A 22026-nucleotide genomic window follows, 5' to 3' on the forward strand; every position below is an offset into this window, starting at 1 on the left:
ACTAGGCCGGCCGGGTGTGGCCGTCGCCTATCACGATCCACTTGGTGGAGGTGAGCTCCGGCAGCCCCATCGGGCCGCGGGCATGCAGCTTTTGGGTGGAGATGCCGATCTCCGCGCCCATGCCGAATTGCTCGCCGTCGGTGAAGGCCGTCGACGCGTTGACCATCACCGCGGCCGCGTCCACCCGGGAGGTGAACTCGCGGGAGGCCGCCAGATCGCTCGTGATGATGGCCTCGGTGTGCCCGGTGCCGAACTGGTCGATGTGGGCGATCGCCTCATCGATGCCGTCGACCACCTTGACCGCCACATCCAGCGACAGGTACTCGGTGGACCAGTCGTCGTCGGTGGCGGGGACCATGCCGGGCAGGTCGCCATGCATGGTCACGGAGTGCATCTGGAGGGTCTGAGCCAAGCCGGGCAGCATCTCGTCCGCGATGGCCTTGTCGATCAGGACTGTCTCGACCGTGTTGCAAACGCTGGGCCGACGGGTTTTGGCGTTGACGATGATCTTCTCCGCCATCGTCAGGTCCGCGGCTTTGTCCACGTAGATGTGCACCACACCGGTGCCAGTCTCGATCGTCGGCACCAGGGCGTCCCGCACGACGGCCGCGATCAGCCCGGCGCCGCCGCGCGGGATCACCACGTCGACGAGTCCGCGTGCGCGGACCAAGTGCAGCACGCTGGCACGGTCCTCGCTGGGCAGCAGCTGCACCACATCCGCGGGCACGCCACTAGCAATGAGCGAGTCCCGGATGATCCGCACGAGCTCCATGTTGGAGTGCGTCGCGGACGACGAGCCGCGCAGCAGCACGGCGTTCCCGGACTTGAAGGTCAGGCCGAAGCCGTCGACCGTGACGTTGGGCCGCGCCTCGTACACGATGCCGACCACGCCGAGCGGCACACGGACCTGCTTGGCCTCCAGCCCGTTGGGCAGCTGGGAGCCGCGCACGATCTCGCCGATGGGATCGGGCAGCCCGGCGACCTGACGCAGCCCGCTGGCGATGCCCGCGACCCGATCGGCGTCCAGGCGCAGCCGGTCTAGTTGCGCCTCCTCCGTGCCGAGCGCGGCGGCAGCGGTGATGTCGGCGTTGTTCGCGGCGAGGATCGTGTCGGTGGCGGCCACGAGGGCATCCGCCGCAGCGAGCAGCGCCGCGTCCTTGTCCCCGCTCGTCAGCTGCGCCAGCGTTTTCGATGCGGCCTTGGCGCGATGCGCCGCGGCGTGCACCTCGATGCGGAGCGGGTCCAGTGCCGAGTCGAGGTCGACGGCCACGGTGGATTCAGAGGATTGCGCGCCTGCGGTCATGGGTCCAGGGTATCTAACGCCGACTGGCGCTAATATCCTCGTCACATTCCAGCCGCTTCCCCGCCGGTCCGACCCGCTTCGACGCGGCCTCGCCCCGCGATGTCAGGGTCTCAGGGCACTATGGCCCCATGGACATCGACGGGAACCTCGACAGCGGGCACGGCGCCCAGGGACTGAGCGCTCAAGGACTGAGCGCTCAGGGACAAGACGGCGCGGGAGATCCGTGGCTGTCGGCACCGCCGTTCCTGGACGAGGCCCCATTTCCCGACGAGGCCCCATTTCCGGACGACGAGCTGAGCGATCCCTTCTTCGCCAACCCCGCCGTGGTGGCCGAGCCCGCGGACATCCCGGCGGCGGAGCCGTTCGCGAAGGCACCGGCACCGCGGCCGCGGCCGGTCCTCGACCCGGCGGTCCTGCGGGAGCAGGCCGAGGAGCTGCTCAAGCAGCTGGCCGGGCCCGACGCGACGCTGCGCGAGGACCAGTGGGTCGCGATCGAGGCCCTCGTGGCGCACCGCCGTCGGGCCCTGGTCGTCCAGCGGACGGGTTGGGGCAAGTCCGCTGTCTACTTCATCGCCGCGAAGCTGCTGCGCGCGCAGGGCTCCGGGCCGACGGTGATCGTCTCCCCCCTGCTGGCGCTGATGCGCAACCAGGTCACCGCCGCCGAGCGCGCGGGCGTGCGGGCGGCGACGATCAACTCCGGCAACGTCACCGAGTGGGACCAGATTCACGAGTCCATCGCCGCCGGCGAGGTCGACGTGCTGCTGGTCAGCCCCGAGCGGCTCAACAACCCGGACTTCCGCGACCAGGTCCTGCCGCAGCTCGCGGAGAACGCTGGGCTGGTCGTGGTCGATGAGGCGCACTGCGTCTCCGACTGGGGCCACGACTTCCGGCCGGACTATCGCCGGATCCGCACGCTCGTCGGGGAACTCGGCGCGGACACCCCGGTCCTGGCGACGACCGCGACGGCGAACAACCGTGTCGTCACGGACATCGCCACCCAACTGGGGGTCGGCTCCGGCGGCTCAGGCGAGGAACAAGCGCTAGTGCTGCGCGGCGGGCTAGACCGCGAGTCTCTCCACCTGTCCGTGGTCAAGATCCCGGACTCGCGGAACCGCGCGGCCTGGCTGATTGAGAACCTGGCGTCGCTGCCTGGCGCCGGCATCATCTACACGCTCACCGTCTCCGCGGCGGAGGACCTGGCCGCCGTGCTGTCCGCGCAGGGGCATCAGGTGGCCGCCTACACCGGCCGCACCGATCCCGCCGAGCGCGAGGCGCTCGAGGGCGATCTGCTCGCCAACCGGGTCAAGGCCCTCGTCGCGACCTCGGCCCTCGGCATGGGCTTCGACAAGCCCGACCTGGGGTTCGTCATCCACCTCGGCGCGCCGTCCTCCCCCATCTCCTATTACCAGCAGGTCGGCCGTGCCGGCCGCGCCACCGAGCGCGCGGAGGTGGTGCTGCTACCCGGCCCCGAGGACAAGGACATCTGGCGCTACTTCGCGTCGGTGGCCTTCCCGCCCGAGACGGTGGTGCGCGGGGTCATCGACGCGCTGACCGAGAGCCCCCAGTCCACTCCCGCACTCGAGTCGCGTGTCGATTTGGGCCGCAGCCGCCTGGAGATGGTGCTGAAGGTGCTCGATGTGGACGGCGCCGTCCGCCGGGTACGCGGCGGCTGGGTGGCGACGGGACAGCCGTGGGAGTACGACGGCGACCGCTACGACAACCTCGCCCAAGCGCGCCGCGCGGAGGAGCAGGCGATGCTGGACTATCAGTCCACCACTGAGTGCCGGATGGCATTCCTCCGCCGACAACTGGACGACCCCGGTCTGACCGGCGACGACAATTGCGGGCGCTGCGACAACTGCACCGGCGCCTACCGCTCGGCGGAGATCGACCAGGCCGCGGTCCAAGAGGCTCGGGCCCGGCTCGATCGGCCCGGTATCGACGTTCCGCCTCGCAAGCAATGGCCCACCGGCCTGGCACATCTGGGTATCCCGCTGAAGGGCAAGATCGCCGACGGCCCCGCGGAGGGCCGCGCGCTCGGACGCCTCACCGACCTGGGCTGGGGCCAACGTCTGCGAGCGCTCCTCTCCGGCCCAGACCAACCGGCCTCCGAGCAGTTGGTGGCGGGCTGCGTCGAGGTGCTCAAGACCTGGGGCTGGGCCACTCGCCCGGACTCGATCATGGCGGTGGAATCGTTGACCCATCCGGTGCTCGTTCGCACACTCACAGAACGGTTGTCCACGCTCGGCAGACTGACAGATTTGGGGACTCTCCACCGCCGGCCCGAGCACCCTCCGGTGACCGCGATCAACTCCGCATTCCGAGTGGCGCAGCTGAGCGAGTCCTGGGAAACCCCCCAGAATTTGCCGTCCGGAGCCACAATCTTGCTGGTCACAGAACTGCTCGAGTCCGGCTGGACTATGACAATGGCCGCTCGCGAATTGCGGTCGGCCGGAGCCGCCGCGGTGCTTCCTCTTACTCTCGCCACCCAGAACTGACCCAAATTGTGATGAGCATCACCAAGAGTGGCTGACCAGCGGTTAGGTCCACTTTTCAGGTGACGTTTCGATAACGGGGCTGACTTACCCCTAGCACTCTGGATACGTTCGAAGGTGAATGAAGCCCAACGAACCGGAAATACCCGCCCCATCCGCTCCAACAGCAGTGACGTTCCAGGTGCCGTCAATATCAGATGGCCGCCGCCTGTGGGAGATCGCGCGCGATTCGCGCGAGCTGGACCTGAATTCCAGTTACGCCTACGTCTTATGGTGCCGCGATTTCCAGAACACGTCGATTGTCGCGTTGGTGGATGGCAGGGTCTGCGGCTTCGTGACCGGTTACATCCGGCCCGAACGGCCCGACACGCTAGTAGTCTGGCAGGTCGCGGTGGACGCAGAGCAGCGCGGCAAGCGCATCGCTGGCCAACTGCTCGACGGCCTCCTCGACAGGCTCGCACCAGACGTCTCCCGCATGGAGACCACGATCAGCCCCGGCAACGCGGCATCGATCGCATTGTTCACTGGCACCGCGGGCCGCCGCGGACTTGAGATCAAGTCCGAGCCCCTATTCGGGCCGGCCGATTTCCCGGACAGCCACGAGCCCGAGGATCTTTACATCCTCGCGGCCCCACCGCGCTGACCCCCCAGAAATTGTCCATCGATTTCCTCGGTGGCCGATTAACCAATTCATCAAGTAGATATTCGCATCAGCGAAGAGGATACGACGAGATGACCATGCAATCAGATATGTCCATTTTCCCGCGCCGGGAATCCGAAGTCCGCGGCTATATCCGCAACTGGCCGACTGTCTTCGACACGTCCAAGGGAAGCTGGATCCGTGACGAGAACGGCCGCGACTACCTCGACTTTTTCGCCGGCGCCGGCTCCTTGAACTACGGGCACAACAACCCCATCTTCAAGGAAGCGTTGATCGACTACATTTCCCGCGACGGCATCACCCACGCCCTCGACATGGCGACGATGGCCAAGCGTGATTTCCTCGGCGCGATCGAGGATCGCCTGCTGACGCCTCGCAACCTGGACTACAAGGTCCAGTTCCCGGGCCCGACCGGGACCAACGCCGTCGAGGCCGCGCTGAAGCTGGCCCGCAAGGTCACCGGCCGCGAGTCGATCATCAGCTTCACCAACGCGTTCCACGGGATGACCCTCGGCTCCCTGTCGGTCACCGGCAACTCAATGAAGCGTGCGGGCGCAGGCATCCCGCTGGTCCACGCCACCCCCATGCCGTTCGACAACTACTTCGACGGCGTCAGCGAGGACTTCCACTGGTTCTCCCGTGTGCTGGACGACTCCGGCTCCGGGTTGAACAAGCCGGCAGCCGTGATCGTCGAGACGGTCCAGGGTGAGGGCGGCATCAACGTCGCCCGCCCCGAATGGCTGCGGGCGCTGGCGGAACTGTGCGCCGACCGCGATATCCTGATGATCGTCGACGACGTGCAGATGGGCTGCGGCCGCACCGGCGGCTTCTTCTCCTTCGAAGAGGCCGGCATCACCCCCGACATCGTCACGCTCTCGAAGTCCATCGGCGGCTACGGGCTGCCCCTGGCGCTGACCCTGTTCAAGTCTGAGCTCGATGTGTGGACGCCCGGCGAGCACAACGGCACGTTCCGTGGCAACAACCCGGCTTTCATCACCGCCACGGCCGCGCTGAACACTTACTGGTCCGACGACGTGCTCGAGAAGGACACCCTCCGCAAGGGCGAGCTGGTACGGGAGCAACTGCAGAACGTGGCAGACACCCTCCCGGGCCTGAGCACCCGGGGCCGCGGACTGGCCCAGGGCCTGCGCTTCGAGCAGGCCGACTACGCCGCCAAGGTCTGCCGCGCTGCCTTCGAGGCCGGCCTGCTGGTGGAGACGTCCGGCCCGTCCGACGAGGTAGTCAAGCTGCTCCCCGCGCTGACCACCACGGACGAGGAACTCAGCCACGGCCTGTCCATTCTGGCCGAGTCCGTGGCCAAGGTCATGGCCTAACACCACCGACTCCCAGCCCCTGACCGAGAGGACAGATCACATGATTGTGCGCACCACCGCCGAGATCACCGGCACCGACCGCGAGGTCACCCCCGAGAACGGCAATTGGGTCAGCAAGCGGATCGTGCTGGGCGGAGACCGCGTCGGGTTCTCCTTCCACGAGACGACCATCAAGGCCGGCACCGACAACGAGTTCCATTACGCCAACCACGTCGAGGCCGTGTGGCTCGTCGAGGGCGAGGGCGAGCTCATCGACCTCACCGAGGGCGGCAAGACCTACCCCCTGGCGCCCGGCACCATGTACCTGCTCAACGGGCACGAGCGCCATCGGGTCCTCGCCCGCACCCAGCTACGTATGCTGTGCGTGTTCAACCCGCCGGTCGTGGGCACCGAGGTGCATGACGCCGATGGCGTCTATCCCCTGGTAACCGTCGACTAGCAGTCGGGCTTCCCAGAGACGGAGTCGGTCATGGCACAGTTTGTGCCATGACCGACTCCGTTCTCATTCCGGTGCCCGTATTCATCGGCCCCGAGCCGCAGGACTGGCTGCGCGAAGCCGTGATCGCTGGCGGCGGCGTCGAGGTGCCGTTGACAGCTGCGCAGGCTGTGGTCTGGTTCGGGTTCCCCCACAACTTCCCCGCGCTGCCGCGCACCGTCCGTTGGGTGCAGCTCCCCTTCGCCGGTATCGAGTCCTGGATGGACGCGGGACTGCTCGACGCGAGCCGGACCTGGACGAACGGCGCCGGGGTCTATGCGGACACCGTCGCCGAGCATGCACTGGCACTGCTGCTCATGGGAGTGCGCGGGCTGCACACCGCTGCCACCATCCAGTCCTGGGATCCCACCCGCGTCGGACCTGCCATCGGCACGCTGCGCGGGGCCATCATCGGCGTCCTCGGCGCAGGCGGCATCGGCCGGGCGCTGATCCTCATGCTCCGTGCGTTGGGCGCGGAGGCCATCGCGATCAACCGCTCCGGCCGGGCGGTCCGGATCGAGGGTCAGCCGGCCATCGAGACTATCCCGGTGGAGTTGCTGGACTCGGCGCTGCGCCGATGCGACCACCTAGTCCTCGCGGCCCCCGGCACCGCGGCGACGCGCAACCTGGTGGGCGCGAGGCAGCTCGGCCTGCTCCGCCCACACAGCTGGATAATCAATGTCGCCCGCGGGACCCTGATCGACACCGAAGCGCTCACACTGGCCCTCACCGAACAGCGCATCGGCGGCGCCGCCCTCGACGTCACCGAGCCCGAGCCCCTTCCCGACGGCCATCCCCTGTGGGCCCTGCCGAATGTGATCATCACCCCGCATGTCGCGAACCCGCCACACGGCATCGCCACACTGCTGGCCGCCAGGATCACCGAGAACGTCGTACGATTCGGTGCGGGCCGCGAATTGCTGGGCGTGGTTGATCCCCAGCTGGGGTATTAGCTAAGCCAGCCTTGCCGAGCCTGCCCGCGGGACGCGCAGCCTGATCAGAGCTTGACGAGGTCGTCCGCGTGCACCACGGGGCGGATGCTCTCGCCAGGCAGCTCATGGGACTGGTGACCAATCATCGGCGGCAACTCAGCCGAGTCATAGGAGACCACGCCGCGGGCGATCACGGTGTGGTCGGGCGCGAGCAGCTCCACCACGTCGCCCTCGGAGAACCGTCCGTTGACCTCGGTGATCCCCGCGGCGAGCAGGGAGCTGCGACGTTGGACGACGGCCCGCACGGCGCCGGCGTCCAGGTGCAGGGCACCCGAGGAATCGGCGGCGTGCCGCACCCAGAACCTGCGTGCGGTCATCCTGCTGTCGCGAGGGCCGAACACCGTGCCGACGCTGCAGGCGCCGGACAGTGCCGCCTCCGCATCCGCGGCGGCCGCGAGCAGCACCGGAATGCCCCCGTCGGCGGCCAGTTTCGCCGCAGACAGCTTCGACGCCATGCCACCGGTGCCCAGCGACCCGCCAGCGCCGGCGACGACGCCATCCAGGTCCTCCGGGCCCAGCACCTCGCCGACGAAATTCGCGTGGCCCTTGCGGGGATCGGCGTCATAGAGCCCGTCGACGTCGGATAGCAGCACTAGCGCGTCCGCCCCGACCAGGTGCGCGACCAGAGCGGCGAGCCGATCGTTGTCGCCGAACTTGATCTCCGAGGTTGCGGTCGTGTCGTTCTCGTTGACCACCGCGATCGCCTTGAGCGAGCGCAGCCGGTCGAGCGTGCGCTGCGCGTTGCGGTGGGTGTCGCGGCGCGCGAAGTCGCCGGCAGTCAGCAAGACCTGGGCGACGACGCGGTTGTAGCGGGCGAAGGAGGTCGACCATTCGTTAACCAGCGCCAACTGCCCGACGGCCGCTGCCGCCTGCTTCGTCGCGAGGTCCCGCGGCCGCTTGGCCAACCCCAAGGGCGCGATGCCCGCGCTGACCGCGCCAGAGGACACGATCACCACATCGGAGCCCCGGCGCATGCGCCGCTCGATGGCATCGGCGAGCATCCCCAGCCGGACGGCGTCGAGGCCGCCGTCCAGGCTGGTCAACGCGGACGAGCCGATTTTCACCACCACACTGCGCGCGGCGGCGATATCCTCCCGGATCGTCACAGATCCCCCGTTTCCAGCCCCTCAAGGCCGCGACGGACCCGGCTGGAGTGCTTGCGCTCATCTGCAGTGGTGCGCTCCACCTGGTCCATACGAGCATCAGTGCCGCGGCCGGTCATGGTGATGTCGACACCGGCGGGCGTCTGCGGCTCCCACTCAAAACTCATGTCGCTGATGGTCACGCCGCAGCCGGGCTTCGCGCCCAGCTTGTGCAGTTCGTCCTCGACGCCGAGCCGGGCCAGCCTGTCCGCGAGGTAGCCGACGGCCTCATCGTTCGAGAACTGAGTCTGGCGGACCCACCGCTCGGGACGGATGCCCCGCACGATGAACGAGCCGGGCTCGTCAGCGTCCTTCTCGACGCTGAACGCGCTCTCGTCGCGGGGGATCGGGCGGATGACCGGGCGCGACGGCTCGGGCGGCGGATTGTCGATGCGGTACTGCTCGACCATCGCGGCGAGCGCGTACGTCAGCGGCTTGAGCCCGGCGCGGGAGACGGCCGAGATCGTGAACACCGGCCAGCCGCGGGACTCGAACTCCTCGGTGACGAACTCGGCGAGCTCTGCGGCCTCGGGCACGTCGGCCTTGTTGAGGATGACCACGCGCGGACGGGTTGCGAGATCGCTCAGTCCCCAGTCGCCGGAGAGCAACGGCTTATAGGCCGCCAACTCCGCCTCGAGCGCGTCGACGTCGGAGATCGGGTCGCGGCCCGGCTCCAGCGTCGCGCAGTCCACGACGTGGGCCATGACCGCACACCGCTCCAGGTGGCGCAGGAAGTCCAGGCCAAGGCCCTTGCCCTCGGAGGCGCCGGGGATCAGACCGGGCACGTCGGCGATAGTGAAGGTTGTCTCACCGCTGGAGACCACGCCCAGGTTCGGGACGAGTGTGGTGAACGGGTAGTCGCCGATCTTCGGCTTGGCCGCGGAGAGCACCGAGACCAGCGAGGACTTGCCTGCCGACGGGAAGCCGACCAGGCCGACATCTGCCACCGACTTCAGCTCGAGGGTCAGGTCCTGCTCGACACCCTCTTCACCGAGGAGCGCGAAGCCGGGGGCCTTACGGGCGCGGGAGGCGAGCGCGGCGTTGCCGAGGCCGCCCCGACCACCCTGGGCGGCGACGAATTCGGTGCCGACGCCGACGAGGTCCGCGAGCACCTCGCCGTCCTTGCCGATAACCATCGTGCCGTCGGGCACGGGCAGGATTAGGTCCTCGCCGCGGGCGCCGTCCCTGTTGGAGCCTGCGCCGGGCCTGCCGTTGGTGCCTCGGGCGTGCGGGCGGAAGTGGAAGTCGAGCAGCGTGTGCACGCCGTCGTCGACTCGCAGGATCACGGAGCCGCCGCGTCCGCCGTTGCCTCCGTCGGGGCCACCGAGGGGCTTGAACTTCTCTCGGTGCACCGAGGAGCAACCGTGTCCGCCGCTGCCGGCGCTGATGTGTAGGACGACACGGTCCACAAAGCGTGACATCGTGTGTCCTCCTCTCGATGCTGTTGGTCGTGAAGGTGTTGCGGGAAATCTTGAAAAACAGAAAACAGGGACGGACGGGGTTACTTCACCCTGCCCGCCCCTGTTCTGGAGCTGAATTTGGTTGAGAGCGAATTACGCCTCGACCAGTACCGGCACCACGATATTGACGGTCTTGCGACCGCGCTTGGTGCCGAACTCGACCGCGCCGGCGGACAGCGCAAAGAGCGTGTCATCCTTGCCGCGGCCGACGTTCACGCCGGGGTGGAAGTGCGTGCCACGCTGGCGAACGATGATCTCGCCAGCGTTGACTTCCTGGCCGCCGAAGCGCTTGACGCCAAGACGCTGGGAGTTGGAATCGCGCCCGTTCCGAGTGCTAGATGCACCCTTTTTACTTGCCATAGCTGGTTCCTCCTGGAAAAAGTTCGAGGTTCAGGTGGGCCGTTGCCAGCCCGATCCCCTACTACTTGTTGATGCCGGTTACCTTGACAACCGTCAGCTTCTGGCGGTGGCCTTGACGCTTGTGGTAGCCGGTCTTGTTCTTGAACTTGTGGATGCGGATCTTCGGGCCCTTGGTGTGCTCGACGATTTCGCCGGTCACCGAGGCCTTTGCCAGCGCATCCGCGTCAATGGTCAGGTCGGCTCCGTCGACGACAAGTGCGACCGGAAGCTCGATTGAGGCGCCAGGCTTCACCTCGAGCTTCTCGACCTTGACGAGGTCACCAACGGCGACTTTGTACTGCTTGCCGCCGGTCTTGACGATCGCGTACATCGAGGGCTACCCCTTGCTTGTTGAATAACTAATTGCCGTCGCACGTGCTGTGCGACTCACTGGTATTGGCCGCCCTGCGGCTACACTGCGCATTTGCATGCGAGTGTCACCGCGCAGCAGCGACTTTTCAAGGTTACGGGACGCACACTCTGATGGTCAAACCCGCAGCGTGTGCGTCCCGTAACCCGGGTGGAGATTAGGGCGCGACCGGGGGTCCGGCCTGGCGCCCTGCAGCGCGTCGTCGTGGCCGCCGGACAGCAGCCGCCGCCGTGGCCGCTGCATCGCCGGAGGGCGCTGCAGGCGCTGTCACAGCAGGCGCGGCTACCGGAGCGGCAACGGGCTGAGCTGCGGGAACAATAACCTCGGAGCGAACTGGCTCCGCCGTCGGCTGCGCATGCTCCACCGGTGCGGACGCGGGCCGAGCGGCCCGCCTCGAGCGCCGACGAGCAGGCGGACCCGACTCCGCGGCCGGGGCCGCTGGCGCCTGCTTGGGCTCCTCCGCCTTCACCACAGGCTCGGGGACTGTGGCAGGAACCACAGCCTTCGCCGCAGGCCTCTCGGGCTGCGATCCGCGACGGTTGCCGGACGGCGCCTGCTGGGTCCGCTTACGCGGGCCTGCGCTGCGGGCGACCGCGGCCTCGATCTTGGCCATCGCGTCGAGCTTCGCCTCCGACTTGGCGTCGGCCGCCGACTGCTCAGCGGCAGACCGCTGGGCGGTCGAGGGCTGGGTGGTCGAGGGCTGGGCGGTCGAGGGCTGGACCTGTGCCGGCGCTTCATCTGCGTCGGCCTCGTGAGCCGCCTCCGCCTGGCTTCCCGCCGAGCCTGCCGACCGCTGCCCACGCCGACCGCGTTCACGCCTGCTGGGACGGTCTTGGCCGGTCGACTCAGGTGCTGCCTGCTGGCCGCTTGCCGAGCCGGGCTCGATCTCATGCTCGGCGCTGTCGGCGGCCGATTCCGCGCCGTCCTCGCCATCGGGGTGCTCGTGCTCGGCCATCGCCTTGAACATCGGATGCTCGGCTGGGCTGTGCCCAGCCGCCTTCTCCTCAGCCGTCTCCACCGCGGGGGTGTCGTTGCCCTTGCCGCGGCGGGCACGGCGCGTGCCGGACTCGCCCCTGCTGGACCTGCCGGAGTCCGCCTCGGACTCCGAGACGATCGGGTCGGCGTGGATCATCAGGCCGCGCCCGTGGCAGTGCTCGCAGTTGGTCGAGAACGCCTCGATCAGGCCGGTGCCCATGCGCTTGCGCGTCATCTGCACCAAGCCCAGCGAGGTCACCTCGGACACCTGGTGGCGGGTGCGATCCCGGCCAAGCGCCTCGGTGAGCCGACGCAGGACCAGGTCCCGGTTCGACTCGAGGACCATGTCGATGAAGTCGACCACGATCATGCCGCCGATGTCCCGCAGGCGCATCTGGCGCACGACCTCCTCGGCCGCCTCCAGGTTGTTGCGCGTGACGGTCTCCTCGAGGTTGCCGCCGGAACCGGTGTACTTGCCCGTGTTCACGTCGACGACAGTCATGGCCTCGGTGCGGTCGATGACCAGCGTGCCGCCGGAGGGCAGCCACACCTTGCGGTCGAGCGCCTTCACCAGCTGCTCGTCGATCCGGTACGCGCCGAAGGCGTCGGTCGAGCCGCCGCGGCGGTCGTGCCGCTCGACGCGCTCCATCAGGTCGGGCGCCACGCGTCCGATATAGGACGAGACGGTGTCCCAGGCCTGATCACCGTCGATGACCAGCTTCGCGAAGTCCTCGTTGAACAGGTCGCGGACGACCTTGACCAGCAGGTCCGGCTCCTCGTAGAGGGCCTTCGGCGAGTTGGACTTATTCGCCTTCTCCTCGTCGGCCAGCTTCTGGATGGACTCCCAGAGCTTCTGCAGGCGGTCGACGTCGCGCGCCAGCTCATCCTCGCTGACACCCTCGGACGCGGTGCGGATGATAACGCCCGCGTTCGCCGGCACGATCTGCTTCAGGATCGCCTTCAGGCGCGCCCGCTCGGTGTCCGGCAGCTTGCGGCTGATCCCGGTGGACGAGCCGCCGGGAACGTAGACCAGGAACCGGCCCGCCATGCTGATCTGCGTGGTCAGGCGGGCTCCCTTGTGCCCCACCGGATCCTTGCTGACCTGCACCAGAACCTGGTCGCCGGGCCGCAGCGCTTGCTCGATCTTGCGCGACGAGCCGCCCAGGCCGGCAGCGGCCCAGTCGACCTCGCCGGCGTAGAGCACGCCATTGCGGCCGCGGCCGATGTCGATGAATGCGGCCTCCATGCTCGGCAGCACGTTCTGGACGCGGCCGACGTACACGTTGCCGACGATCGACGGGGTGGCCGCGCTGGTGACAAAGTGCTCGACGAGCACCTTGTCCTCGAGCACGCCGACCTGGGTGACAACGCCGCCACCGTGACTGTTGGCCTTCTCGCGCACCACCATCACACGGTCGACGGCCTCGCGGCGCGCCAAGAACTCCGACTCGCTCAGGATTGGCGGACGTCGGCGACCGGCCTCGCGGCCATCGCGACGGCGCTGCCGCTTCGCCTCGAGACGCGTGGAGCCGCTGATGCCCTGGACCTCGTCGCGCGGAGTCCTCTTGTTGCGGGGCTCACGCTCGTGGACCACGGTGTTCGGCGGATCGTCCTGTGACGTCTCGTCGTCGTCTCCCCCGCCGGAGCGGCGGCGACGGCGACGGCGGCGACGGCGGCTGCCGTTCCCGTCGTCATCGCCAGACGAATCCGAGTCCTCGTCAGAGGACTGCTCGTCGGACCCTGTCTCTTCTACGGACTCTGCGGGCTCCGTGTGGTCGGCGCCCGAGGTATCGGCGGGCGCGCTGTCCACGGTCTCCGTCGAATCGCTGCTGCTACTGCTGGCCCCGCTGGACCGGCTGGAGCGTCGCGAGCGGCGACGGCCCGTACGCGGCGCCGCCTCCTCCGCGTCGTCCGTGTTGGCCTCCCCGTCCTGGCCCTGCTCGACGCCCGCCTCATCGGAGGTGGACTCCGGCGCATCCAGCTCAGTCTGTGCCACGACGTCGGAGTGGTCAGCGTCCTCATCCGAATAGTGATCGGAATCCGAGCCATCCTCAGAGTGCTGCTCGCCGCGGCCACGACCGCGGCCACGACGGCCACGACGGCGCCGGCGCGAACGCGAGCTTTCCGAATCGTCCGAATCCGAATCATCCGAATCGGAGCCGTCGGCGTCCGAGCTGTCGGCGTCATCCGCATCGGGACCGGCGGCGGCCGGTACGTCGATCTCCACGGCAGGAGCCTCCGGGGTGGCGGTGCTCGTGAGCTCAGCAGGCTCCCCTGTGGGCTCCTCTGTGGTCTCTCCTGAAGGCTCCACCAGCTTCTCGACAGGTGCCGTCACGGCTGGCGTCTTCTCCGCCGTGGGCTCGGTGAAGGCGAGCGGCGCAGTCTTCTTCGCGGGCGCCCGCTTCTTGGGCGCGGCCACGCCCTTGGCAGGCTCGGGCGGCAGGAACAGCGGCTGCTCGAATGCCGGCGTGGCGGCAGGGGCCTCAGTCTTGACGGCCTTGGCAGCCTTAGGTGCCTTGGCTGTCTTCGGGGCCGGCTCCGCTGCAGGCGTTTGCTCCGCCGCGGGGGGCGCCACGTCGCCTGCGAGTGCGGATTGCACCCGCAGTGCGGCCGCGCGCTCCACGCTGGAGTGTGCGGTCTTGACCTGCTCGCCGAGAGCGGCGAGCTCAGCCAGTACCTGCTTGCTGGTCACGCCCAGCAGTTTCGCCAGAGCATGCACGCGCAACTTCTGTGGTATTTCCACGGCGGCATTCTCGGTGGTGGTCAGTTCATCGGGCGGCACTTGATCGGCCACGTGGTCTCCTCGACCCCCGGGCGCGTCGATCCCCTAGTTCGGGTATGCAGCGCGGCCACGCGAGGGCAGCTTCTAGGTGGGCTCACACCTGTAGGTGCGAGATCTTTTGGTCTCACGCCACGTTGACTTCACGCGACGCCTGGCTGGACAACCTAGGTGCGTTCTCGCCATCAAGCATGCTCAGCGAGGTAGAGGTGTTTCCTCGACCTGCGCGACCGCGATGACCGAGAATGACCTTCGGCGACATCCGGCTGCTGCGCGTACAGCAATTGCGCGGCAACTCTCGCAAGTATCCCACATATTCGCGTGACCACTGACCAAATATGGACCAGCGTCCTCAAAAGCCCTGCGTGGCAGGGCCCCCACCTCAGCCGACGAGTCAGCCGAGTTCCGGGAACCAGATGCCGATCTCGCGCGCGGCGGATTCCGGGGAATCGGAGCCGTGGACGAGGTTTTCCTGCGTCAGCGTGCCCAGATCACCACGGATGGAGCCGGGGACAGCCTTCTCCACGGGGTCGGTGCCGCCGGCGAGCTGGCGGAAGGCGGCGATCGCGCGCGGCCCCTCGAGCACCAGCGCGACCAGTGGCCGCGCGGTGATGAAGTCCAGGAGTCCGTCGTAGAACGGTTTGCCCTCGTGCTCGGCATAGTGCGCGGCCGCGACCTCGGTTGTCGCCGTGCGCATCTCGAGCGCGACAAGGGTGAGGCCCTTGCGCTCGATACGGCCAAGGATTTCGCCGACATGTCCGCGTGCCACCGCGTCGGGCTTGATGAGTACCAGGCTTCGCTCAGTCACGCGGATGAGACTATCCGCATAGCCGCCAGGTCACGAAATCGGCGTGGCGCGAGGTCAGCCGTCCTGGCCGAAATCGCGCTGACCGGGCAACAGCCCATGCGCCTCGCGCTCCTTCATGTCGCTGCGCAGATACAGCAGATAACCCCACAACGCCGCGAACACCAGGCCACACACACCCAGCGCGGGATGGACCCACCACGCCGCGACGGCCAGCACCTGCAGGGCGATATTGTACGGGATGGCCCAGCTGCGCCCCTGGAAACCGGCCCCGACGAACATCAGCAGGCCCAACACGGCGACGTACGTGAGCTTCGCCGACTTGAGATCCTCCGAGAGGTAGCTGACCACGGGGAGCGCCAGCATGACGATGATCGCCTGCAGCACCAGCGTCCCGGCCATGACGCCGCGGAACATCTTCCACGGATCCTTCAGCGGGGGGTTGAATTCTTCGGCCACTGTCAGCTCCTCGCTCATGAGGGTTCCCTTCCCAGCAGAGTGCGGGCCACGCCCACGGTGACGACGGAGCCGGTGACGATGACACCCGCGCCGGAGACCGCCTCGCCGGGCTCGGCGACCTCCTCGGCCAAGCCGATGGCGGTCTCGAGCGCCTCGGACATCGACTGTGCCACGTGGACGCGCTCCTCGCCGAATGCGGCGATGGCCAACTCCGCGAGGTCATCGGGATGCAGGCAGCGCGGCGAGCCGTTGAAGGTGACCACGACCTCGTCGAGCACCGGCTCCAGCGACTCCAGGATGCCGGCGACGTCCTTGTCCCCCATCACCGCGACGACGCCGACGAGCTTGCGGAAGTCGAACTCGTCCGACAGCGCGGCCGCCAGCGCGCGGGCCCCGTGCGGGTTGTGGGCGGCGTCGAGCAGCACCGTCGGCGCGTTGCGCACCCGCTCGAGCCGGCCGGGGTTCACGAGCGACGCGAAGGCCGCGCGCACCGCGTCGATGTCGAGCTTGCGGTCCTTGCCAGCGCCGAAGAACGCCTCGACGGCGGCGAGCGCGACCACGGCGTTGTGCGCCTGGTGCTCCCCGTGCAGCGGCAGGAAGATCTCGTCGTACTCCCCACCGAGGCCCTGCAGCCGCAGCTGCTGGCCGCCGATGGCGACCTGCCGGCCGAGCACCATGAACTCCGAGCCCTCGCGCGCCACGGCCGCGTCGACCTGCACGGCGCGGCGCAGCAGCACCTCCAGCACCTCGGGCTGCTGCTCGGCGAGGATCGCGACGGAGTCGGCCTTGATGATGTCGGCCTTCTCCCCTGCGATGCCGGTGAGCTCGGTGCCGAGGTACTCGGTGTGGTCGATGCTGATGGGGGTGAGCACGGCGACCCGGCTGTCGATGACGTTGGTCGCGTCCCAGCGCCCGCCCAGGCCCGTCTCGATGACCGCGACGTCGACGGGGGCGTCCGCGAAGCCCGCGTAAGCCATCGCGGTGAGGACCTCGAACTTGCTCATCTTAGGACCACCCGCCGCCGTCGACTGCTTGTCGACCATGCCGATGTACGGCTCGAGGTCGCGGTAGACCTCGACATAGCGCTCCGGGCTGATCGGCGCGGAGTCGATGGCGATCCGCTCGGTCACCACCTGCAGGTGCGGGCTGGTGGTGCGTCCGACCCGCAGGTGCAGGTGCGTCATCAGCGCGTCGATCATGCGGGTGACCGACGTCTTGCCGTTGGTTCCGGCGATGTGGATCGTCGGGTACGAGTTCTGCGGCGAGCCCAGCAGATCCAGCAGCGCCGCGATCCGGGTGAGCGACGGCTCGATCTTCGTCTCGGGCCAGCGCTGGTCCAGCTCCGCCTCGACCTGCGCCAGCTCGGCGAGCGCCTCCGGCGTCGGCGGCTCCACAGGGATCGCGTCCTCGTAGAGCGCCTCGTCGGTGAAGTCCTCGATGGACAGCCCGGACTCGGCCAGGGCCTTGGCGGCCAGCGAGTCGGTGCTGAGCACGTCGGCGACGCTGTCGTCCCCGGTGAGCTCGTCGGGATCGAGATCGTCGGGTGTGCGGTCGTCGGACATCACTTGCCACCCAGCTCTGCCAGGCGCGCGGTGAGCCGCTCGACCTCTTCGCCCGCCAGGGTCTGGCGGGCCTTGATCTTGTCGACGACGACGTCGGGCGCCTTCGCCAAGAACGCCTCGTTGGCCAACTTCGCGGCGGTGCCCTCGAGCTCTTTCTCCGCGGCGGCGAGGTCCTTCGTCATGCGGCGCTTCTCCGCCTCGACGTCGACCGTGCCGGAGGTGTCCAGATCGACGACGATCGTCGCGCTCGTCAACCGCACCTCGACCGAGGCGCTGGCCTCGAAGCCCTCCTCCTCGACGGTGACGCGGACCAGCGAGCGGATCGCATCCGCATGGGCGCCCAGGCCCGCGGCCTCGAGTCCGCCGAGCCGGGCGGGGACCTTCTGGCTGGGCTTGAGGCCCTGGTCGGAGCGGAAGCGGCGCAGCTCGGTGATGAGCTTCTGCACATCCGCGACGCGCTGCGCGGCGGCCTCATCGGTGGCGATGCCGGACGCGGCGGGCCAGTCCGCGACGACGACGGACTCGCCGCCCGCGAGGACCTTCCACAGCGTCTCGGTGACGAACGGCATCACGGGGTGCAGCATCCGCAGCAGCGCGTCGAGCACGTTGCCGAGCACGGCCCGCGTGGAGACGGCGCGGGGGTCGGAGAGATCGCCTTCCGGCCCGCCGAACTGGACCTTCGCCAGCTCGAGGTACCAGTCGCACACCTCGTCCCACGCGAAGTGGAACAGAGTCTCGGAGGCCTTGCCGAACTCGTAGCGGTCGAAGGCGTCATCGACCTGACCGCGGACCTGCTCGAGGCGGTCGAGGATCCACAGGTCGGCGTCGGTCAGCTCCGCGCGGGCGGGCAGCTCGGCCGGGGCCGCGCCGTTCATCAGCGCGAACTTGGTGGCGTTGAACAGCTTGTTCGCGAAGTTGCGGGAAGATTGCGCGTTGCCCTCGCCGACCGAAAGGTCCGAGCCGGGGTTCGCGCCGCGGGCCAGGGTGAAGCGCAGCGCGTCCGCGCCGAACTGCTCGACCCAGTCCAGGGGGTCGATGCCATTGCCCTTGGACTTCGACATCTTGCTGCCGTGCTCGTCGCGGACCAGTCCGTGCAGGAACACGTCCTGGAACGGGATCTGGCCGGCCGGGCCCAGCAGGGCGTCAGTGCCAGCGTCTTCCTTCGCGACGTACGTGCCGAACATCATCATCCGGGCGACCCAGAAGAACAGGATGTCGTAGCCGGTGACCAGCACGGATGTGGGGTAGAACTTGGCCAGGTCGGCCGTCGCATCGGGCCAGCCCATCGTGGAGAACGGCCACAGCGCGGACGAGAACCAGGTGTCCAGGACGTCGGGGTCCTGCGTGTAGCCGTCGGGCGCGGTCTCGCCGGGCGCGAGGCACACGGTCTCGCCCTCGGGGCCGTACCAGATCGGGATGCGGTGGCCCCACCACAGCTGGCGGGAGATGCACCAGTCGTGCATGTTGTCGACCCAGTCGAACCAGCGCGGCTCGAGGGAGTTCGGGTGGATGACGGTGTTGCCCTCGCGGACCGCGTCGCCGGAGGCCTTCGCGAGCTCCTCGACCTTGACCCACCATTGCATCGACAGGCGCGGCTCGATCGGCTCGCCGCTGCGCTCGGAGTGCCCGACGCTGTGCAGGTACGGGCGCTTCTCCGCCACGAGTCGGCCCTGCTCGGCGAGCGCCTCGCGGACCTTCACTCGCGCCTCGAAGCGGTCCATTCCGTCGAATTGCGTTCCGGTGCCGGTAATCTCAGCCGTCTTGCCCATGATGGTGGGCATCGGCAGGGAGTGCCGCATGCCCATCTCGAAGTCGTTGGGGTCGTGCGCCGGGGTGATCTTCACGGCGCCGGTGCCGAACTCAGGGTCGACGTAGTCGTCGGCGATGACCGGGATCTGGCGGTCCTGGAACGGGTGCGCCAGCGTGGTGCCGACGAGGTGCTTATAGCGCTCATCCTCGGGATGCACCGCGATCGCGGTGTCGCCGAGCATCGTCTCCATGCGGGTGGTCGCGACGACGATGTGCGGCTCGTTATCGTCCAGGGAGCCGTAGCGGAAGCTGACCAGCTCGCCCTCGACGTCCTCGTACTTGACCTCGATGTCGGAGATCGCGGTCTGCAGCACCGGGGACCAGTTGACCAGGCGCTCGGCCCGGTAGATCAGGCCCTCGTCGTAGAGACGCTTGAAGATGGTCTGCACGGCGCGCGAGAGGCCCTCGTCGAGGGTGAAGCGCTCGCGGGACCAGTCGACGCTGTCGCCCAGCTGGCGCATCTGCTCGCCGATGGCGCCGCCGGACTCGGCCTTCCACTCCCAGACCTTCGCGATGAACTCGTCGCGCGTCAGGTCGTCGCGGGCGATGCCCTGGGCGGCCAACTGCTTCGCCACGACGGACTGCGTAGCGATGCCCGCGTGGTCCATGCCCGGCAGCCACAGCACCTCGTAGCCCTGCATCCGCTTGCGGCGGGCCAGGATGTCCATCAGCGTGTGGTCGAGCGCGTGGCCCATGTGCAGGCTGCCTGTGACGTTGGGCGGCGGCAGCACGATGGAGAACGGCGGCTTGTCGCTGGTGGCGTCGGCGGTGAAGTATCCGGCATCCACCCAGCCCTTATAGAGCTCGGCCTCTACCGCCCCCGGTTCCCAACTCTTGGCCAAGGCGTCGGCGCCGGAGTTGTCGGGCTGGGCGGGCTGAGTCTGATCTGAAGCTGCACTGGTCACCCTGTGATTCTAGGCAAGGCGTCCAGCCGGGCCGACCCCGCCTGCTCCCGGCACCGTGAACGGGCACCGGAGCCGCGGCCGGCCACACCGTCAGTTGCCGCTTCCCGCACCCGAATTGCCGTTGAGCAGACCCTCGAGCGTCTCGGGATCCACGGAACTGGACAACATGTCCTCCAGCGAGGCGAACTCGACGTCTGCCGGGGCCCGGAGCAGGCCCATGTCACCGGTGTACTTCTCACACTTGAGGTTGTTCACCGCTGCCTCGTCTTGCAGGTCCAGGGGGCTCACGACCTGCTCGCCCTCTCCCGCGGTGCTCACATCCATCTTCAGGCCGACGGTGGTGTCGGGTGCCCACATGTAGAGATTGTCGCCCTCGCGGACCATCTGGATCGGGCCGTCCTCGGATATGCCCTCGAACCGGAAAAACGCTTCACCCTGGATGATCATCTTCCCGTCGACCCCGGCCTCGGAGAACTCGCAGACGACGGAGTCCTTGCCGCCCATCGCCCCCTCGAGGAGCTTGCGGTTCTTCTCGCCGATGGAGTCGTCCGCCCCAGCGCCGTCCTCGGCCACCCCATCCGCGGTCACCGCGTCCTCGACCACCGTGCCCGACGCGGAGTCGCCGCCCCCACTGGATCCGCAGGCCGCGGTGAAGCCGCCCATCAGAACAGCCGCCCCGACAACCGCCAGGACCTTGCCGGACTTGCCCATCACACGCATTGCCGTGGTTCCCACTTGACCGCCTCGTTTTGAATGCACCGCGCCAGCTCCGCCGAGCCGACCGCCCCCAGCCCAACAGTGCGCCGGGTGATCAGCACCATATCCCGCCGGCAGCCGGGCCAGGCTAGTTCGACAACCCACGCGCGCGATCCGCGTCGGCCGCTGTGTTCACGTTGAACGCGGCCACGCTGTCGGCCAAGGCGACGCGCCGCACGGTGCGGCCCGCGATCAGGTCCTGGAGCCGGCGCTGCCCCGCCGCGAGCAAGTCCGCCGCGGGCGACGCGAGGCGCGCGCGATAGAGCGCCACCAGGGGCTCGTCGCGCCCCTCGGCGGTGCCGATAACCGCGTCGACGTCCGCCCGCTCGGCGAGCAGCTGCCTGATCGCCGCCGCGGTCAGCAAGGGAGTGTCGGTCGCGGCGGCGAACGCCCACTCGAAACCCGCTGCCCGCGCCGCCGCGAGCCCGGTGGCGAGACCGCGCAGCGGCCCCTGATCAGGCACCGGGTCTCGGACGATGCCGGCGGCGACGGCGGGCAGCTGTTGACCGGGCGCGGCCACCACGATCACGTGCGGCAGCACCACGCGGAGCATCGCCACGACCGTCTCGAGCATCGTGGACTCGCCCCACGGCAGCGTCGCCTTGTCCACGCCCATCCGTGTGGAGCGCCCGCCGGCGAGCACGATCCCGCAGACGTCCGTCACCGCGGTTCGCGCCACATCGTCCACAGGGATGGGCCGCCTGGCAGCGCGATCTCTTGGACGACCTGGAACCCGAAGCGCTCGTAGAACGGGATGTTGGCGTGCTTGGAGGACTCGAGATACGCCGGGAGGCCCGCCCCGTCGCACTTGTCCATCCGGGATTGGAGCAGCGCCTTGCCGAAGCCGCCGCCGCGTCCGGCCGGGTCGGTGCCGATTGCCGAGAGGTACCAGTGCGGGGTGTTCGGGTGCACCGAGTCGAGGGCCTTGTCCATCGCCTGCCCCCGGCGGGCATAGCGGCCGAGGGCGCGCGTCATCCCGGGCAGCATCCGGATCTTCGCCACCAGCGACGGCTCCCAGCCATGCGGCGGATCCCAGGCCGCCGCGCCCATCACCCGGCCGGCGGCGTCCCGGGTGACCTCGGCCCCGCCACCGGCGAGGTGGTGGTGGCGCAGTTGCGTCGCGAACATCCGCTCGAGGCTGCGCAGTCGGGTGCGCGGGTCCGGCAGCATCCACGACATCGCGGGATCGTCGTCAAAGGCCATCGCCAGCACACGCGCGGCGGCGGGAATCTCCGAAGTGCGGAGAGGACTCGGCTGGGGGGAGGACTTTGGGGTCACCCGTCCAGCTTGGCACGGTCGCCGCCTCTCAGAAAGTGATAGCTGCTATTTTTGGCAAAAAGGGCCA

Annotated in this window: 18 protein-coding genes; 5 read left to right on the plus strand and 13 right to left on the minus strand. The window is 68.5% G+C overall.

What is annotated here, in order from left to right:
- Position 1 precedes the first annotated feature (1 nt).
- A complete protein-coding gene (locus tag TBIF_RS02525) occupies positions 2-1303 on the minus strand; it encodes a glutamate-5-semialdehyde dehydrogenase (protein ID WP_024793302.1) in 1302 nt (433 codons plus the stop codon).
- 128 nt (positions 1304-1431) lie between these two features.
- Between TBIF_RS02525 and TBIF_RS02530 the strand changes: the two genes are divergently transcribed.
- The 5 genes from TBIF_RS02530 to TBIF_RS02550 all read left to right on the plus strand — a co-directional run bounded on the left by TBIF_RS02530 (position 1432) and on the right by TBIF_RS02550 (position 7221).
- On the plus strand, positions 1432-3801 hold the full coding sequence (locus TBIF_RS02530; protein WP_024793303.1) for a RecQ family ATP-dependent DNA helicase: 2370 nt from the start codon (positions 1432-1434) through the stop codon (positions 3799-3801).
- A gap of 118 nt (positions 3802-3919) precedes the next feature.
- Positions 3920-4441 (plus strand): diaminobutyrate acetyltransferase, encoded by a 522-nt coding sequence (gene ectA / locus TBIF_RS02535; protein ID WP_024793304.1) that lies wholly within the window; start codon positions 3920-3922, stop codon positions 4439-4441.
- Positions 4442-4536: 95 nt separating this feature from the next.
- Positions 4537-5793: a diaminobutyrate--2-oxoglutarate transaminase gene (ectB, locus tag TBIF_RS02540; protein WP_372435107.1), complete on the plus strand. Its 1257-nt coding sequence runs from the start codon at positions 4537-4539 to the stop codon at positions 5791-5793.
- Positions 5794-5833: 40 nt separating this feature from the next.
- Positions 5834-6232 carry an ectoine synthase gene (locus TBIF_RS02545; protein ID WP_024793306.1) on the plus strand — a complete coding sequence of 133 codons (399 nt, stop codon included), beginning with the start codon at positions 5834-5836 and terminating at the stop codon, positions 6230-6232.
- 47 nt (positions 6233-6279) lie between these two features.
- Complete coding sequence (locus tag TBIF_RS02550) at positions 6280-7221, plus strand: D-isomer specific 2-hydroxyacid dehydrogenase family protein (protein ID WP_024793307.1); 942 nt, start codon at positions 6280-6282, stop codon at positions 7219-7221.
- 44 nt (positions 7222-7265) lie between these two features.
- Here the strand turns inward: TBIF_RS02550 and proB are convergent, their stop codons facing one another.
- The 12 genes from proB to TBIF_RS02610 all read right to left on the minus strand — a co-directional run bounded on the left by proB (position 7266) and on the right by TBIF_RS02610 (position 21884).
- Positions 7266-8366 carry a glutamate 5-kinase gene (gene proB / locus TBIF_RS02555; RefSeq protein ID WP_024793308.1) on the minus strand — a complete coding sequence of 367 codons (1101 nt, stop codon included), beginning with the start codon at positions 8364-8366 and terminating at the stop codon, positions 7266-7268.
- Positions 8363-9823: a GTPase ObgE gene (obgE, locus tag TBIF_RS02560; protein WP_024793309.1), complete on the minus strand. Its 1461-nt coding sequence runs from the start codon at positions 9821-9823 to the stop codon at positions 8363-8365. Before obgE ends, proB begins: the two co-directional genes overlap by 4 nt.
- A 132-nt stretch (positions 9824-9955) precedes the next feature.
- Positions 9956-10222 (minus strand): 50S ribosomal protein L27, encoded by a 267-nt coding sequence (rpmA, locus tag TBIF_RS02565; protein WP_024793310.1) that lies wholly within the window; start codon positions 10220-10222, stop codon positions 9956-9958.
- Positions 10223-10283: 61 nt separating this feature from the next.
- Positions 10284-10592 carry a 50S ribosomal protein L21 gene (gene rplU, locus TBIF_RS02570; protein WP_024793311.1) on the minus strand — a complete coding sequence of 103 codons (309 nt, stop codon included), beginning with the start codon at positions 10590-10592 and terminating at the stop codon, positions 10284-10286.
- Positions 10593-10788: 196 nt separating this feature from the next.
- Complete coding sequence (locus TBIF_RS02575) at positions 10789-14400, minus strand: translation initiation factor IF-2 N-terminal domain-containing protein (protein ID WP_024793312.1); 3612 nt, start codon at positions 14398-14400, stop codon at positions 10789-10791.
- Positions 14401-14779: 379 nt separating this feature from the next.
- Positions 14780-15193, minus strand: coding sequence for a nucleoside-diphosphate kinase (ndk, locus tag TBIF_RS02580; RefSeq protein WP_024793313.1), 414 nt, complete (start codon positions 15191-15193; stop codon positions 14780-14782).
- Between the two features lie 54 nt (positions 15194-15247).
- Positions 15248-15667, minus strand: coding sequence for a DUF4233 domain-containing protein (locus tag TBIF_RS02585; protein ID WP_024793314.1), 420 nt, complete (start codon positions 15665-15667; stop codon positions 15248-15250).
- Positions 15664-17211 (minus strand): bifunctional tetrahydrofolate synthase/dihydrofolate synthase, encoded by a 1548-nt coding sequence (gene folC / locus TBIF_RS02590; RefSeq protein WP_024793315.1) that lies wholly within the window; start codon positions 17209-17211, stop codon positions 15664-15666. Before folC ends, TBIF_RS02585 begins: the two co-directional genes overlap by 4 nt.
- Positions 17211-19925 (minus strand): valine--tRNA ligase, encoded by a 2715-nt coding sequence (locus TBIF_RS02595; protein ID WP_024793316.1) that lies wholly within the window; start codon positions 19923-19925, stop codon positions 17211-17213. The genes folC and TBIF_RS02595 overlap by 1 nt, the downstream gene beginning before the upstream one ends.
- Before the next feature lie 90 nt (positions 19926-20015).
- A complete protein-coding gene (locus TBIF_RS02600) occupies positions 20016-20660 on the minus strand; it encodes a hypothetical protein (RefSeq protein ID WP_148302124.1) in 645 nt (214 codons plus the stop codon).
- Positions 20661-20769: 109 nt separating this feature from the next.
- Entirely contained in the window at positions 20770-21360 is a 591-nt protein-coding gene (mobA, locus tag TBIF_RS02605) for a molybdenum cofactor guanylyltransferase (protein WP_024793318.1), read from the minus strand.
- Entirely contained in the window at positions 21342-21884 is a 543-nt protein-coding gene (locus TBIF_RS02610) for a GNAT family N-acetyltransferase (protein WP_084611508.1), read from the minus strand. Before TBIF_RS02610 ends, mobA begins: the two co-directional genes overlap by 19 nt.
- Between the last annotated feature and the right edge of the window lie 142 nt (positions 21885-22026).

Origin of the sequence: Tomitella biformata AHU 1821 (assembly GCF_000524475.1) — a bacterium.
Classification (GTDB): Bacteria; Actinomycetota; Actinomycetes; order Mycobacteriales; family Mycobacteriaceae; genus Tomitella; species Tomitella biformata.

Coding starts and splice junctions, on each gene's coding strand:
- ectB (WP_372435107.1), top strand. CDS start 4,537: ATGCAATCAGATATGTCCATTTTCCCGCGCCGGGAATCCGAAGTCCGC.
- TBIF_RS02550 (WP_024793307.1), top strand. CDS start 6,280: ATGACCGACTCCGTTCTCATTCCGGTGCCCGTATTCATCGGCCCCGAG.
- TBIF_RS02530 (WP_024793303.1), top strand. CDS start 1,432: ATGGACATCGACGGGAACCTCGACAGCGGGCACGGCGCCCAGGGACTG.
- obgE (WP_024793309.1), bottom strand. CDS start 9,823: ATGTCACGCTTTGTGGACCGTGTCGTCCTACACATCAGCGCCGGCAGC.
- rplU (WP_024793311.1), bottom strand. CDS start 10,592: ATGTACGCGATCGTCAAGACCGGCGGCAAGCAGTACAAAGTCGCCGTT.
- TBIF_RS02545 (WP_024793306.1), top strand. CDS start 5,834: ATGATTGTGCGCACCACCGCCGAGATCACCGGCACCGACCGCGAGGTC.
- ectA (WP_024793304.1), top strand. CDS start 3,920: ATGAAGCCCAACGAACCGGAAATACCCGCCCCATCCGCTCCAACAGCA.
- TBIF_RS02525 (WP_024793302.1), bottom strand. CDS start 1,303: ATGACCGCAGGCGCGCAATCCTCTGAATCCACCGTGGCCGTCGACCTC.
- TBIF_RS02610 (WP_084611508.1), bottom strand. CDS start 21,884: ATGGCCTTTGACGACGATCCCGCGATGTCGTGGATGCTGCCGGACCCG.
- folC (WP_024793315.1), bottom strand. CDS start 17,211: ATGTCCGACGACCGCACACCCGACGATCTCGATCCCGACGAGCTCACC.
- TBIF_RS02585 (WP_024793314.1), bottom strand. CDS start 15,667: ATGAGCGAGGAGCTGACAGTGGCCGAAGAATTCAACCCCCCGCTGAAG.
- rpmA (WP_024793310.1), bottom strand. CDS start 10,222: ATGGCAAGTAAAAAGGGTGCATCTAGCACTCGGAACGGGCGCGATTCC.